This is a genomic window from Ancylobacter sp. 3268, from assembly GCF_031456575.1.
Classification (GTDB): domain Bacteria; phylum Pseudomonadota; class Alphaproteobacteria; order Rhizobiales; family Xanthobacteraceae; genus Ancylobacter.
Window position 1 is genome coordinate 369,904 of the sequence record NZ_JAVDUX010000002.1, and the last position, 13,353, is coordinate 383,256.

The window sequence follows — 13,353 nt, forward strand, 5'->3', positions numbered from 1 at the left end:
CGCGTGCTATCATCGCCACGTTCGTCGAACCACTAGGGAGACACCCATGCCCGGTCTGCCTGCCTTCGGCCTTTCTTCGCGTATCCGCCGTCTCGTCCTGCCGCTCGTCGGTGCGTTCGCCATCGCCGTCACCCTCGCCGCCACGCTCGGCCTCGGCACCCCGGCACAGGCCGGCGTCGCCATGCCGGCACTCGCCGCCGCCCCCGCGGTCCAGGCGGCTCCCGGGGCCGAACCCGTGCGCTGGGTCTGCGGCCCGTGGCGCTGCGTCTGGCGTCCCAACTATCCCGGCTACTGGTACCTGCCGCCTTATGCGCGCGGCTGGGGCCCGCCGGTACGCCCGGCCTGCTACTGGCATCGCACCTGGGGTGGGGGCTGGGTGCATACGTGCCCCTGAGCGCCGGCTGCCTCTGAGCATCGATCCACCTGCCGCCGCGCAAGGGCCTTCGTCTTCGGCGCGGCGGCGGCCCGGCCGGCGGCTATCCCGCTCGCATCGACTCCGTTCCCGCGACAGCCGCATGCCGTAACCCGTCCGGCGGCGCGCCGGGGCGCCATCTGCACCGCCTCCCTTCCGATCCCCGAGCCTCATGACCTTCGACACGCCGACCGGCACCCGCCTGCGCCCGCTGCTCTTCGCCACCCTCGCCACCCTGATCGCCGGCTTCGTCGATGCGGTCGGCTATGCCTATCTTGGCGGGCTGTTCCTCTCCTTCATGAGCGGCAACTCGACCCGGCTCGGCATCAGCCTCGCCTCCGGCCAGCTTCTCGCCGCCGTGCATGCCGCCATCGTCATCGGCTGCTTCGTCGTCGGCGCGCTGATCGGCACGCTGATCGCCGATGCCACCGCCCGCTGGAAGCTGGTGCTGATCCTCGCCGTCGAGGTGGTGCTGTTCACCCTCGCCGCCGCGCTGGCGCAGCGCGACATCGGCTTCGTTGCCCTGTTGCCGGTGGCCGTCGCCATGGGCCTGCAGAACGCCGTGCACCAGCTCATTGCCGGCGCCGATGTCGGCAAGAGCTTCGTCACCGGCGCGCTGTTCGGCATGGGCCAGGCGCTGGCGCGCCGGCTGACCGGGCGCGGCTCCGCCGCCGAGGCGGCGAGCTATGCGCTGTCCTGGGCGGCCTTCGTCATCGGCGCGCTGATCGGCGCGCTGATGCTGGCCGGCACGGGACTGACGACGGCGCTGGCGGTCGCCGGCGGGCTGCTGGCCGTGCTGGCCGCGGTTGCCTTGGCCTTCCACCGGCATCTGGGGCCGGCGGTGGCGCAGTATGGCGGCGACTGACGCCGCCGCGACCAGCCGCTATTCCAGGCCGATCGCGTCGCGGGCCTTGGCCAGCGCCTGATGACAGGCGTCGGAATCCTCGCGCTCGTCGGCGGCGCGGGCCTTGTCGAGCTCGGCCTGCGCCTGTTCCGGGGCGACGCCCTCACCCAGTTCGGCCTCGGTCTGCGCGAGGCCGCCGGGGGTGGGCTCGTGGCTCAGCGTCGCGTCTTCGCTCTCCGGCGCGGTCGGGCCGTTGGCGGCGAGATCGGCGATCAGCCGGTCCAGCGCCTCCTGCGTCGAGACGATGTCCTGGGTGCAGGGCCCGGCCAGCACGGCCGGAGCCGATCCCAGCAGCAGGGCGACGACGAACGGGGCGACGGCTTTCAGGCTCATGACATCCTTCCCTCGGCGGACCCGCGAACGGAATCAGCCCACCGGCGGCGGCATTCTAGCAAAGTCTGCCGCCCGGTATCGAGGGCACGCGTGAGAACACGCGCCGCTGGCCCTTGCCTCCGCCCGGGCGGCGGCGATCAGTCGCGGGCGCTCAGCTCGCGCTCGCCGCGATGGACCGGCAGCGCGGCGGGCGGCCGGCCGGCGGCCCGGCGCCTGAACATCGCCGGCCGGCGATACCGCAGCGCGCCGCGCCCGCGCCGGCGCAGCTGCGCCGCGCCGATGACCAGCCGGCCGAGCGTCGGGTAGGCGGCGGCATGCGCGCCGGCGGCATCGGTGATGAGCATCGGCAAGCCGAGCAGCGCGCTCCAGAAGCGCCATTCGGCGACCACGTCGTCGACATGCGGGGCGCTGTACAGCGTCACCGACAGCTCGACATCGTCATGTACCAGCACCACCGCGACGCCTTCGTCCTCGCCCTCGGGGTCGAGCAGGGCAATGGCGAGCCCGCGATAGCGCGCATACTCGATCGCCTCCCGCAGCGGCAGGCCGCCGAGCCGGCGGCGCAGCACCACATGGCCCGGATGCAGCTCGACGCGACGGCCGCCGCCATCGGCGCCGGCATCGGCGGTATCGAACACCACCGGCCAGCTCGCGCTGCCGGTCGGCCACGCGAGCGAAACATACTCGTAAGATGAAACCGGAGGCCGAGCCTCCGTCGCGCAGTGACGCCTCATGGTTCTCCCCGCCGGTTTTTCGACTTTGCTGTCCCGGTCGTGGGCTGAACCCTAGGCTGGCCCCTGTCGCTTCCGGCTTAAGGGACATGGTTGATCGTTTCTTTGCCGCCCCAATCGCCGTCCATGCTTGACGGAATCTTGCCGAAACGCGCGCAATCCTGCCAATGCGCATGCGCCGCACCTCAGCCATGCATCGTCACGCTTGCGTCCGGCGCGTGCTGCGCCTAATTCGCTGTCGATGGATCTGTCCCCGCCCCGCAACCCGATTGCCGTGCCGCCCGATGCCGGCGCGGTCGCCGAGCAGCTCGCCGCCGTCGTGGTGGAAGCGGGCGGCGTGGCGCGCGACATGTTCGCCCGCGGCATCACCTCCTGGTCGAAGCACAACGACTCTCCGGTCACCGATGCCGACATCGCCGTCGACACCCTGCTCAAGCAGAAGCTCGGTGCCCTCGCCCCCGACTATGGCTGGCTGTCCGAGGAGACGGCGGACATGCCCGCCCGGCTGGAGCGGCGGCGGGTGTGGATCGTCGACCCCATCGACGGCACCCGCGCCTTCATGGCCGGCGGGCCGGATTGGGCGGTGGCGGCAGCGCTGGTGGAGGATGGAAGGCCGATCGCCGGCGCCCTGTTCGCCCCGGTGACGCAGGAACTGTTCCTGGCGGCAGTGGGATGCGGCGCCACCCGCAACGGCGCCCCGATCCGTGCCTCGAACGCATATGCCGTCGCCGGCGCCCGCGCCGACGGCCCGGCGCACTGGCTGTCGCGGGTCGACCGCGCCGGCATGCTCGCCCGGGTGCCGCGCATCCGCTCGCTCGCCCTGCGCATCGCCAGGGTGGCCACCGGCGAGCTTGATGCCGCCTTTGCCGCGCCCAACGGCAATGATTGGGACCTTGCCGCCGCCGACCTTTTGGTGCACGAAGCAGGGGGCCGGCTGACCGACCTCGACGGCCTCCAGCTGATCTACAACGCTCCTGTGCCTCGGCACGGCGCTCTGGTTTCCGCGGGCGCTGGGCTGCACCCGTCGGTGATGGACGCGGCGCGCCGGGACGAGGAATGACATAGGAATCCGATGGCAATGGCTGACAGCGCGACGAGCCCCCAGCTTCTCCACCTCGTCTTCGGCGGCGAGCTCGACAGCATCGACGGCGTGACCTTCAAGGATCTCGACGGCCTCGATGTCGTCGGCATCTTTCCGAATTACGCCACCGCCCACGTGGCGTGGAAGGCCAAGGCGCAGCAGACCGTCGACAATGCCCAGATGCGCTATTTCATCGTCCATCTGCACCGGCTGCTCGATCCCGACACCGCCGCGAAGAACTGACGGACAGCATCGGTCCCATGTGGCGTAAGCTGCGACGCTCGCAGGCTGTCCGCACCCTCCTCGGGCGCGGAATGGCCTCTTATCTGCGCTTCGTCTGGCGCTCCTCCCGGGTGGTGATGGAGCCGGCGAACCTGCATGAGCTCGCCGACCAGCAGCTGCCGATGATCCTCACCTTCTGGCACGGGCAGCATTTCCTCACCCCGTTCCTGGTGAAGCCGCATCACCGTGCCAAGGTGATGATCTCGCGCTCGCGCGATGCCGACGTCAACGCCATCGCCGCCGAGGCGCTCGGCATCGGCACGGTGCGCGGCTCGGGCGCGCAGGGGCGCAATTTCCACGAAAAAGGCGGCCTCAACGCCACCATGGAGATGATCCGCAACCTCCAGGAGGGTTGCAACGTCGCCATGACCGCCGACGTGCCGAAAATCTCGCGCGTCGTCGGCCTCGGCGTCGTCACCATCGCCAAGCATGCCGGCCGGCCGATCTATCCGGTGGCGATCGCCACCTCCAACCGCATTCTGGCGAAAAGCTGGGACAAGGCGGCGATCCACCTGCCATTCGGCCGCGCCGCCGTGGTCGCCGGCGACGGCGTGCGGGTGCCGGCCGATGCCGATGCCGAGACGCTGGAGGCCGCCCGCCGCGAGGTGCAGCGCCAGCTCGAGGAAATCACCGCCCGCGCTGAGGCGCTGGTCGGCCGCCCTTCCGCCGGCTCCCGCGCCGGCAGTGCCGAAGACGGTGCGGGCAGCTCCGCCGGCGGCGTCCACACCGGCAGCCTCAATGCCTAGGCGCCGGGCGACGCTGCTCATCCATCTCTACCGCCTCCTCACCTGGCTGGCCTCGCCTTTCGCGCGGCTGCTGCTCGCCGGCCGGCTGCGACGCGGCAAGGAGGATCCCGCCCGCCTCGCCGAGCGCTTCGGCCGCGCCTCGCGCCCGCGCCCGAAAGGACCGCTGGTCTGGCTGCACGGCGCCAGTGTCGGCGAGATCATCGCCATCATGCCGCTGATGGACCGGTTGCGGGCTCTCGGCTTCAAGGTGCTGCTCACCTCCGGCACGGTGACCTCGGCGCGCCTTGCCGCCGCCCGCCTGCCGCCGGATGTGGTGCACCAGTTCGTGCCGCTGGATTCGCCGGCCTTCATGCGCCGCTTCCTCAAGCACTGGCGGCCGGACCTGGTGCTGCTGGTCGAATCCGAGCTGTGGCCGAACCTGCTTCTCGAGGTCGGCCGGCGCCGGGTGCCGCTGGTGCTGGTCAATGCCCGCATGTCGGAACGCTCCTTCGGCCAGTGGAGCCGGCTGCCGAAGAGCGCCGCCGCCCTGCTCGCCCATGTCGATCTGTGCCTGGCGCAGGGCCCGCAGGATGCCGAGCGGCTCGGCGCGCTCGGCGCCGCGCGGGTCACCCCAACCGGCAACCTCAAATTCGATGCGCCGCCGCCGCCGGTCGACCTCGCCGCCTTCGACGCCCTGCGCGCCGCCACCGCCGGACGGCAGGTGATGGTGGCGGCCTCCACCCATCCGGGCGAGGAGGCGATGGTGGTGGAGGCGCACGCCACGCTGGCGCGCCAGCTGCCGGACCTGCTCACCATCATCGCCCCGCGCCATCCCGAGCGCGGCCGCGAGGTGATCGGCGTCGCCACCGAGGCCGGCTGCCCGGCGGTGCTGCGCTCGGATGGCTACCTGCCGGACCGGGGGACGCAGATCTATGTCGCCGACACCATCGGCGAGCTCGGCCTTTTTTACCGGCTGGCGCCGGTGGCGCTGCTCGGCGGCTCGCTGATCCGCCATGGCGGCCAGAACCCCATCGAGCCGGTCAAGCTCGATGCGGCGATCCTGCACGGCCCGCATGTCGCCAATTTCGCCGCGCTCTATGCACAGCTCGACGCCGCCGGCGGCGCGGTGCCGGTCGCCGATGCCGGCGCGCTGGCGGCGAGTGCCGCGACGCTCATCGGCGATGGCGCGCTCCGTCGCCGCATGCTGGCGGCGGCGCAGGCGACCATCGCCACGCTGGGCGGCGCGCTGGAACGCACGCTCGCCGCCATAGATCCCTATTTGGTGCAGATCCGGCTGGAGCGGCACCCCGGATGATGCGCCCGGTCCGCCTTTCCGCCCTCCTCTCCTCGCCCCGCCGGAGCTGAGGCGATGCGCGCACCCTCCTTCTGGTGGCAGCCTGAACGGAGCCTGGCGGCGCATCTCCTCTCGCCCCTCGGCAGCCTCGTCGGCGGCGTCGCCGCCCGCCGCATGCGGCAGCCGGGGGTCAGCCTCGGCGTGCCGGTGATCTGCATCGGCAACCCCACCGTCGGCGGCGCCGGCAAGACCCCGACCGCGCTCTATCTCGCCCGCCGCATCGCCCGCAAGGGCCATCGGCCGTCGATCCTGACGCGTGGCTATGGCGGGCGCATCGAGGGGCCGGTCCAGGTCGATCCTGTGCGGCACCGCGCCCTCGAGGTCGGCGACGAGCCGCTGCTGCTGGCCACCGTGGCCCCGACCTATGTCGCCCGCGACCGGCCGCACGGCCTCGCCATGGCCGTCGCCGACGGCGCCGACGTGGTGCTGATGGATGACGGCTTCCAGAACCCCTCGGTGCAGAAGACGCTTTCCATCCTGGTGGTCGACGCCGCCGTCGGCATCGGCAACGGGCTATGCGTGCCCGCCGGGCCGCTGCGCGCCCCGCTCGCGCCACAGCTCGCCCGGGCGCAGGCGCTCCTGGTGGTCGGCCAGGGCGAGGCCGGCGCCGAGGTGGCGCGGCTGGCGCGCGCCGCCGGCCTCGCGGTGCTCACCGGCCGGCTGGCGCCGAATGCGGCGGTGATGGCGCGGCTGATCGGCCGGCGGGTCCTGGCCTTTGCCGGCATCGGCCGGCCGGAGAAATTCTTCGCCACGCTGCGCGGCCTCGGCGTCGCCTCGGTGGTCACCCGCGCCTTTCCCGACCATCACCCGTTCAACGCCAGCGACATCGCGGCGCTGGTCGAGCGGGCGGCGGCGGACGATCTGATGCCGGTGACGACGGAAAAGGACGCCGTGCGCCTCACCGCCACGCCGGAAGGCCGCGACCTGCTGCGGGCCAGCGTCGTGCTGCCGGTGCAGCTGGTGCTGGAGGAGGAGAGCGTCGTCGCGCTCGATCGGCTGGTGGCGCGGCAGTTCGTCGACGGCTGAGCGACGGCGCCGCCGGAGCGTCCATGCCGGCGCGCCGCAAGGGTCAAACCGGTCGGCGGGTCAGGCGCCGGTGAAATCGCTGCGCAGGCGGCCGGGATGCAGGCGGCTCAACACCGCCTCGGGGCTGGAATAGGCCTCCTGCAGGTCGACGCTCCAGTAGCGCAGCTCGTCGAGCGGGATCGGCTGGCCGGTCACGGCGCAGCGCACGAAGGTGCCGGGGCGCACCACCCGGAAATCGCCGTCGAGATAGCGCAGCTCGGCCTCGCCGGATGCGGAAAACCGTTCGAAGCGGTTCATCGTCGTCCCAAATCCTGTCTGGCCGCCCTTTCGGGCGACAATAGCCAATACCGCCCCGCATCGACAAGCCAGAAGCCGCTCGCGCCGGTCTCCCCGCTTATGGGCGGTTCCGCGCTCTTGCGTCCAGCGGGCACCGCCACCCCCTGCGGGGGGTCCTAATCGTCGAACAAGGTGGGCTGCGCCGGCGGGTTCGGCAAGGTTTTGGCCTCCGCCTTGGCGACCCGCCCGCGCGTCGCCCGCTTCGGCGGCGAGCCGGACGGGCTGGCGGCGGTCGGGCGCGGCGTATCCGGGTCTCGTTCGCCGGCCACCGCGCCGACATGCCCGTCGGCGAATTCGAGGTCGAGCGCCTGCCCGCCGGCAATGGCGGCGGCGCTGCGCAGCGGCTGGCCATCGGCATCGCGCACCAATGCGAAGCCCCGGGCCAGCACGCCGCGATAGGACAATGCGCCCATCAGCTTGCCGATGGCGTCGAGCCGGCGGCCCCGTTCGGCAAGCAAGCGCCGCCATGCCGGATCGAGCCGCGCATGCTGGCCCTCGAATCGCTCGCGGGCACGGTGGATGCGCTCGCGGTGCGCATTGGCGTTGGCACGCAGCGCCGCGTCGAGCCGGCCGGCGACCAGCGTGAAGCGTTCGCGCCGGCCCGCCACCAGCTGGGTGAGCCGGTGCGGCGAGAGCCGCCCCTCGGCGCGGGTGAGCTGGAGCCGATGCGCCGCCGCATTTGCCTTCAACGCCCGCGGCAGCCGCCCCGCCGCCAGATCCAGCCGCTGGCGGGGCACCGCGAGCAGCGTGTCGGCGCTCGGCAGCAACCGGGCGAGGCTGCGCAGATCGGCGCGCCGGCGCTCGCCGGCGCGGGCCATGGTTGCGGAAAGCCGCGCCCCGCCGGCCTGGATCGCCGCGAGCAGCTCGCCGCGCACCGGCACCGCCATCTCGGCGGCGGCGGTGGGGGTGGGGGCGCGCACATCGGCGGCGAAGTCGATCAGCGTCACGTCGGTCTCGTGGCCGACGGCGGAGATCAGGGGAATGGCGCTCTCGGCGGCGGCGCGGACCACCGCCTCGTCGGAGAAGCCGAGCAGGTCCTCCAGCGAGCCGCCGCCGCGCGCGACGATCAGCACGTCCGGCCGCGGGATCGGCCCGCCGGGTGCGAGCGCGTTGAAGCCGCGAATGGCGGCCGCGACTTCCGGCCCGCATGTATCCCCCTGCACCCGCACCGGCCACACCAGCACGCGGCGCGGAAAACGGTCGGAAAGCCGGTGCAGTATGTCGCGAATCACCGCTCCGGTCGGCGAGGTGACGACGCCGATCACCCGCGGCAGGAAGGGCGGCCGGCGCTTGCGTTCGGGCGCGAACAGACCTTCGGCGGCCAGCCGGCGCTTGCGCTCCTCCAGCATCGCCATAATGGCGCCGGCGCCGGCATATTCCAGCTGCTCGATGACGATCTGGTAGGAGGACTTGCCGGGAAAGGTGGTGATGCGCCCGATGGCGACCACCTCCAGCCCTTCCTCGGGCTTGAGCTTCAGCCGCGAGAAGCTGGTCTTCCACACCACGGCGTCGAGCCGGGCAGTGGTGTCCTTCAGGCTGAAATAGGCATGGCCGGACGAATGCGGCCCGCGATAGCCGGAAATCTCGCCGCGCACCCGCACATGGCCGAAGGCGTCCTCCACCGTGCGCTTCAGCGCGCCGGAGAGTTCGGAGACCGTCCAGTCGGGGGCATTGGAGACGGGCGATTCGGGGATGAGGTCGGACATGCGCCTGTCATAGCGGGTTTCGCCGGCGGGCGAAAACCAAGGCTCCTCCGGAGAGATCTCCCGCAGAGGACCGTCATGGCCGGGCGCGTCCCGGCCATCCACGCTTTCCCGCCGGGGCAGGCTGCAACCGCCTCCCTGCCGCCCCGCACATCCCCGCCTTGATCGCCGCCCCCTCTCCCACTAGGTTGCGCGCGATTTTCCGCCAACCGCCGGCTCCGTCATGATCGATCCCGCGCTGCCACCCCATATGCGACCCGACCGGTCGTTCCAGGGGCTGATCCTCGCTTTGCACGCCTTCTGGGCTGACAAGGGCTGCGTCGTGCTGCAGCCCTACGACATGGAGGTCGGCGCCGGCACCTTCCATCCCGCCACCACGCTGCGCGCCATTGGGCCGAAGCCGTGGAAGGCCGCCTATGTGCAGCCCTCGCGCCGCCCCAAGGACGGGCGCTATGGCGAGAACCCTAACCGGCTCCAGCATTATTACCAGTACCAGGTGATCCTGAAGCCCTCTCCGGCCGACCTGCAGGATCTCTACCTCGCCTCGCTGGAGGCCATCGGCATCGACCTGAAGCTGCACGACGTGCGCTTCGTCGAGGACGACTGGGAGAGCCCGACGCTCGGTGCCTGGGGCCTCGGCTGGGAGTGCTGGTGCGACGGCATGGAAGTGTCGCAGTTCACCTACTTCCAGCAGGTGGCCGGCATCGAATGCGCGCCGGTCTCCGGCGAGCTCACCTATGGGCTGGAGCGCCTCGCCATGTATGTCCAGGGGGTCGAGAACGTCTACGACCTCAATTTCAACGGCCGCGAGGGCGCCGAGAAGGTTACCTATGGCGACGTCTTCCTGCAGGCCGAGAAGGAATATTCCCGGCACAATTTCGAGCATGCCGACACGGCCATGCTGCTGGAGCAGTTCCGCATGGCCGAGAGCGCGGCGGCGGCCTATCTCGAAGCCGGCTGGAACGACGACCGCACGCGCCATCTGATGGCGCAGCCGGCCTATGACCAGTGCATCAAGGCGAGCCACGTCTTCAACCTGCTCGATGCGCGCGGCGTGATCTCGGTGACCGAGCGGCAGAGCTACATCCTGCGGGTGCGCGAACTGGCGAAGGCCTGCGGCGCCGCCTGGCTGGCGACGGAGGCCGGCGGCACGCCGGCCTAGGGTCCCCGGCGCGACCCGTCAGGGCTGTGCGGCGGCGGCGGCCGCCGAGCCGTCGAAGACTTCGGTGAACTCCACCGCCAGGCCGTTCTCGAAGCGCCAGAGATGCGCGATGGCGACGGTCGCGGTCTTGCCGGTGGCCTTGTAGGTCCAGCTGGTGTGGCCGAACATCACCACCGAATCGCCGTCGGCGACGAAGATCTCCGGCTCGAAATACCGCATCGCCCAGCCATCGCGCAGGCTGTCGAGATAGGCGGTGAGCTGTTCGCGCCCGGCGCCCGGCCGGGTGAATTCCAGGCCGGCCGCTTCGGCGCCGATGGGATTGAGGCGGATATTGTCGTCCGCCAGCGCGTGCCACATGCTGCAGTCGCCGCCCTTGCAGGCGTCCCACGCCTTGTAGGCCTTCTTCACCCGCGCAATGTTGTCGGTCCCCGCGTCGCCCATCTCCGCCTCCCCAGGTTGCGAGCGGCGAACTATCGCGCCGATCCCGGCCTGCCGTCCACTCAAACCGGGGCGAATCCGCCCGCCGGTTTCCGGCCGGCCTTGACGCGGCCGCCAAGCTGGGCGATTTCGGCCGGACTTTCCGGGCAGCCGGTTCCGGAAGAGCCAACATGACTGGCGGCCGCTATGCCCGATCTTCTGCTCGAACTCTTCTGCGAGGAAATCCCGGCCCGCATGCAGGCCGGCGCCGCCGACAGCCTGCGCAAGCTCGTCACCGACGCTCTCGTCGAGCGCGGCCTGCTTTATGAGGGCGCCAAGGCCTTCGTCACCCCGCGCCGCCTCGCGCTGGCCGTGCACGGCCTGCCCGCCAGCCAGCCGGACACCCATGAGGAGCGAAAGGGCCCGCGCGTCGGCGCGCCGCAGGCGGCGATCGACGGCTTCCTCAAGGCGTCGGGGCTGACCTCCCTCGATCAGGCGAAGATCGAGAGCGACCCGAAGAAGGGCGAGTTCTACGTCGCGCATCTGCACCGCCACGGGCGGCCGACGCCGGAGGTGATCGCCGAGATCGTCCCGGCCGTCATCCGCGCTTTCCCGTGGCCGAAGTCGATGCGCTGGGGCTCCGGTTCCCTGCGCTGGGTGCGCCCGTTGCAGTCCATCGTCTGCACCTTCGGCCCGGAGACCGAGGAGCCCGAGGTGGTGCCCTTCGAAGTCGACGGCATCCGCTCCGGCGACGTCACGCGCGGCCACCGCTTCCTGTCCTCCGGCAGCATCCGCGTGCGCCGGCTCGACGACTGGCTGACCAAGCTGGAAGCCGCCTTCGTGGTCGCCGACCGCGAGCGCCGCAAGGACATCATCCTCGCCGACGCCAAGGACCTCGCCCTCGCCCACGGGCTGGAGCTGGTGGAGGATGCCGGCCTGCTGGACGAGATCGCCGGCCTGGTCGAATGGCCGGTGGTGCTGATCGGCGCCTTCGACGAGAGCTTCCTCGACGTGCCGGACGAGGTGATCCGCGCCACCATCCGCGCCAACCAGAAGTGCTTCGTGCTGAAGGACCCGAGAACCGGGCGCCTCGCCAACCGCTTCATCCTGGTGTCGAACCTCGCGGCGACCGACGGCGGCGACGCCATCGTCGCCGGCAATGGCCGCGTCATCCGCGCCCGGCTGTCGGACGCCAAGTTCTTCTGGGACACCGACCGCAGGACCAATGCGACGGTGCCGCTGGCCGAGCGGCTGGAGAAGTTCCGCAACGTCACCTTCCACGAGAAGCTCGGCTCGCAGTTCGACCGCATCGAGCGCATCGCGGCTTTGGCCGAGACGCTGGCTCCGCGGGTCGGCGCCGACCCGAAGCTGGCCCGCGAGGCCGCGCTCTACGCCAAGAGCGACCTTCGCACCGAAGTCGTCGGCGAGTTTCCCGAAGTGCAGGGGCTGATGGGCAAGTATTACGCCCGCCTCGAAGGCCGTCCCGAAGAGATCGCGCTCGCCGCCGAGGAGCACTACAAGCCGCAGGGCCCGACCGACCGCGTGCCGGTCGCCCCGGTGTCAATCGCGGTGGCGCTCGCCGACAAGCTCGACACCCTCACCGGCTTCTGGGCCATCGACGAGAAGCCGACGGGCTCGAAGGACCCCTTCGCCCTGCGTCGCGCCGCGCTGGGCGTGGTGCGCATCGTGCTCGACAATGGGCTAACGCTGAAGCTGTCGGAGTTCGTCGAACCGGACCTCCTCTCCTTCTTCGCCGACCGCCTGAAGGTCCATCTGCGCGAGCAGGGCGCCCGCCACGACCTCGTCGACGCGGTGTTCGCCCTCCCCGGCCAGGATGACCTACTGCTGGTGGTGAAGCGCGTCGAGGCGCTCGGCCGCTTCCTGCGCACCGAGGACGGCCGCAACCTCCTCGCCGGCACGAAGCGTGCGGCGAACATCCTGCGCATCGAGGAGAAGAAGGACGGCGCCTCCTATGACGGCGGCGTCGACGTCACCCTCCTCGTCGAGGCGGAGGAGCGTGCGCTGGCCGATGCCATCGCCACCGCCGGCCCGCTCATCGCGACGGCGCTGGCGGCCGAGGATTTCGAGGGCGCCATGGGCGTGATGGCCTCGCTGCGCGCGCCGGTCGACGCCTTCTTCGAGAAGGTGACGGTAAACGCCGAGGACAAGGCCTTGCGCGCCAACCGCCTCGCGCTGCTCGCCGACATCCGCGCCATCACCCGCCAGGTCGCCGATTTCGACCGCATCGAGGGGTGAGCGGGGACGAGGCGCAAGGCCATGAGCCTCGTCCACAACGAGCGCACCAAGCTGACGGCCACGTTGCTGAATAACGTGGCCGCCGCCATGCTCATCACCGGCGGCGGCGGGCTCATCGTCGCCCTCTCCTACGGCCCGCCCGGTCTCACCGGCGGATGGTCGGCCCTCGGCATCACCGCGATTTGGATTTCCAGCGGTGCGGCCATACATTACATGGCGAGGCTGCTCCTCAAGGGATCGAAGCCATGACCGTCGCAACCGTCGCGTGGTACGTCGCCCCGCTCATTCTGGTAGCGGCGTGTTACGTCCTCTTCCTCGCCACCCGCGCGAACGGCCACCACGCCAGCCCGGCCGAATAGCCGCCCGCGCCGCCTTCGGCATCGTCACCGGGAACCTTCCCGTACCTCCGGCCGTTCCTGTCGGGACCCCACCGGAGACCTACCCAATGGCCGTCAGCTTCGTCGCCATCCAGCCCATCGTCGCGCTGATCGCCGGCATCCTCATCCTGGTGATACCGCGCCTGCTCAACTTCATCGTGGCGATCTATCTCATCTTCATCGGCGTCATGGGCCTGATCGGCAACGGCACGCTCAATCTGTGACGCCCGCGCCGCTCCCGCGGCTCTCACGAA

The 13,353-nt window shown here is 71.1% G+C and carries 16 protein-coding genes; 11 read left to right on the plus strand and 5 right to left on the minus strand.

Annotated features, from left to right (window positions below; genetic code table 11):
- Positions 1–46 precede the first annotated feature (46 nt).
- Both J2X65_RS03890 and J2X65_RS03895 read left to right on the plus strand, forming a co-directional pair.
- Positions 47–394 carry a hypothetical protein gene (locus J2X65_RS03890; RefSeq protein WP_310198269.1) on the plus strand — a complete coding sequence of 116 codons (348 nt, stop codon included), beginning with the start codon at positions 47–49 and terminating at the stop codon, positions 392–394.
- 190 nt (positions 395–584) lie between these two features.
- Positions 585–1,277 (plus strand): YoaK family protein, encoded by a 693-nt coding sequence (locus tag J2X65_RS03895; protein ID WP_310198273.1) that lies wholly within the window; start codon positions 585–587, stop codon positions 1,275–1,277.
- Positions 1,278–1,295: 18 nt separating this feature from the next.
- On the opposite strand, the gene J2X65_RS03900 is transcribed toward J2X65_RS03895, so the two are convergent.
- Both J2X65_RS03900 and J2X65_RS03905 read right to left on the minus strand, forming a co-directional pair.
- Positions 1,296–1,649: a hypothetical protein gene (locus J2X65_RS03900; protein ID WP_310198276.1), complete on the minus strand. Its 354-nt coding sequence runs from the start codon at positions 1,647–1,649 to the stop codon at positions 1,296–1,298.
- 137 nt (positions 1,650–1,786) lie between these two features.
- The gene (locus tag J2X65_RS03905) at positions 1,787–2,290 is read right to left on the minus strand and encodes a DUF6101 family protein (protein WP_310198280.1); all 504 of its coding nucleotides are present in this window, start codon (positions 2,288–2,290) and stop codon (positions 1,787–1,789) included.
- A 331-nt stretch (positions 2,291–2,621) separates the two neighbouring features.
- Between J2X65_RS03905 and J2X65_RS03910 the strand changes: the two genes are divergently transcribed.
- The 5 genes from J2X65_RS03910 to lpxK are packed head-to-tail and all read left to right on the plus strand — an operon-like array spanning position 2,622 to position 6,848.
- Positions 2,622–3,440, plus strand: coding sequence for a 3'(2'),5'-bisphosphate nucleotidase CysQ (locus tag J2X65_RS03910; protein WP_310198282.1), 819 nt, complete (start codon positions 2,622–2,624; stop codon positions 3,438–3,440).
- Between the two features lie 18 nt (positions 3,441–3,458).
- On the plus strand, positions 3,459–3,704 hold the full coding sequence (locus J2X65_RS03915) for a DUF4170 domain-containing protein (protein WP_310198286.1): 246 nt from the start codon (positions 3,459–3,461) through the stop codon (positions 3,702–3,704).
- Between the two features lie 17 nt (positions 3,705–3,721).
- Positions 3,722–4,489, plus strand: coding sequence for a lysophospholipid acyltransferase family protein (locus J2X65_RS03920; RefSeq protein ID WP_404977658.1), 768 nt, complete (start codon positions 3,722–3,724; stop codon positions 4,487–4,489).
- Complete coding sequence (locus J2X65_RS03925) at positions 4,482–5,783, plus strand: 3-deoxy-D-manno-octulosonic acid transferase (RefSeq protein WP_310198291.1); 1,302 nt, start codon at positions 4,482–4,484, stop codon at positions 5,781–5,783. The genes J2X65_RS03920 and J2X65_RS03925 overlap by 8 nt, the downstream gene beginning before the upstream one ends.
- Positions 5,784–5,837: 54 nt before the next feature.
- Positions 5,838–6,848: a tetraacyldisaccharide 4'-kinase gene (lpxK, locus tag J2X65_RS03930; RefSeq protein ID WP_310198294.1), complete on the plus strand. Its 1,011-nt coding sequence runs from the start codon at positions 5,838–5,840 to the stop codon at positions 6,846–6,848.
- Between the two features lie 60 nt (positions 6,849–6,908).
- Here the strand turns inward: lpxK and J2X65_RS03935 are convergent, their stop codons facing one another.
- Complete coding sequence (locus J2X65_RS03935) at positions 6,909–7,145, minus strand: DUF2093 domain-containing protein (RefSeq protein ID WP_310198297.1); 237 nt, start codon at positions 7,143–7,145, stop codon at positions 6,909–6,911.
- 155 nt (positions 7,146–7,300) lie between these two features.
- On the minus strand, positions 7,301–8,890 hold the full coding sequence (gene xseA, locus J2X65_RS03940) for an exodeoxyribonuclease VII large subunit (protein WP_310198299.1): 1,590 nt from the start codon (positions 8,888–8,890) through the stop codon (positions 7,301–7,303).
- A gap of 220 nt (positions 8,891–9,110) precedes the next feature.
- On the opposite strand from xseA, the gene J2X65_RS03945 reads away from it, so the two are divergent.
- Positions 9,111–10,049, plus strand: coding sequence for a glycine--tRNA ligase subunit alpha (locus J2X65_RS03945; protein WP_310198302.1), 939 nt, complete (start codon positions 9,111–9,113; stop codon positions 10,047–10,049).
- Positions 10,050–10,067: 18 nt separating this feature from the next.
- On the opposite strand, the gene J2X65_RS03950 is transcribed toward J2X65_RS03945, so the two are convergent.
- Positions 10,068–10,490, minus strand: coding sequence for a nuclear transport factor 2 family protein (locus tag J2X65_RS03950; RefSeq protein ID WP_310198303.1), 423 nt, complete (start codon positions 10,488–10,490; stop codon positions 10,068–10,070).
- A gap of 183 nt (positions 10,491–10,673) precedes the next feature.
- On the opposite strand from J2X65_RS03950, the gene glyS reads away from it, so the two are divergent.
- The 3 genes from glyS (at position 10,674) to J2X65_RS03965 (ending at position 13,323) form a co-directional block, all read left to right on the plus strand.
- Positions 10,674–12,722 (plus strand): glycine--tRNA ligase subunit beta, encoded by a 2,049-nt coding sequence (gene glyS, locus J2X65_RS03955; protein WP_310198306.1) that lies wholly within the window; start codon positions 10,674–10,676, stop codon positions 12,720–12,722.
- A gap of 21 nt (positions 12,723–12,743) precedes the next feature.
- A complete protein-coding gene (locus J2X65_RS03960; protein ID WP_310198308.1) occupies positions 12,744–12,971 on the plus strand; it encodes a hypothetical protein in 228 nt (75 codons plus the stop codon).
- A 196-nt stretch (positions 12,972–13,167) separates the two neighbouring features.
- Positions 13,168–13,323, plus strand: coding sequence for a DUF3096 domain-containing protein (locus tag J2X65_RS03965; protein ID WP_310198310.1), 156 nt, complete (start codon positions 13,168–13,170; stop codon positions 13,321–13,323).
- Positions 13,324–13,353 lie beyond the last annotated feature (30 nt).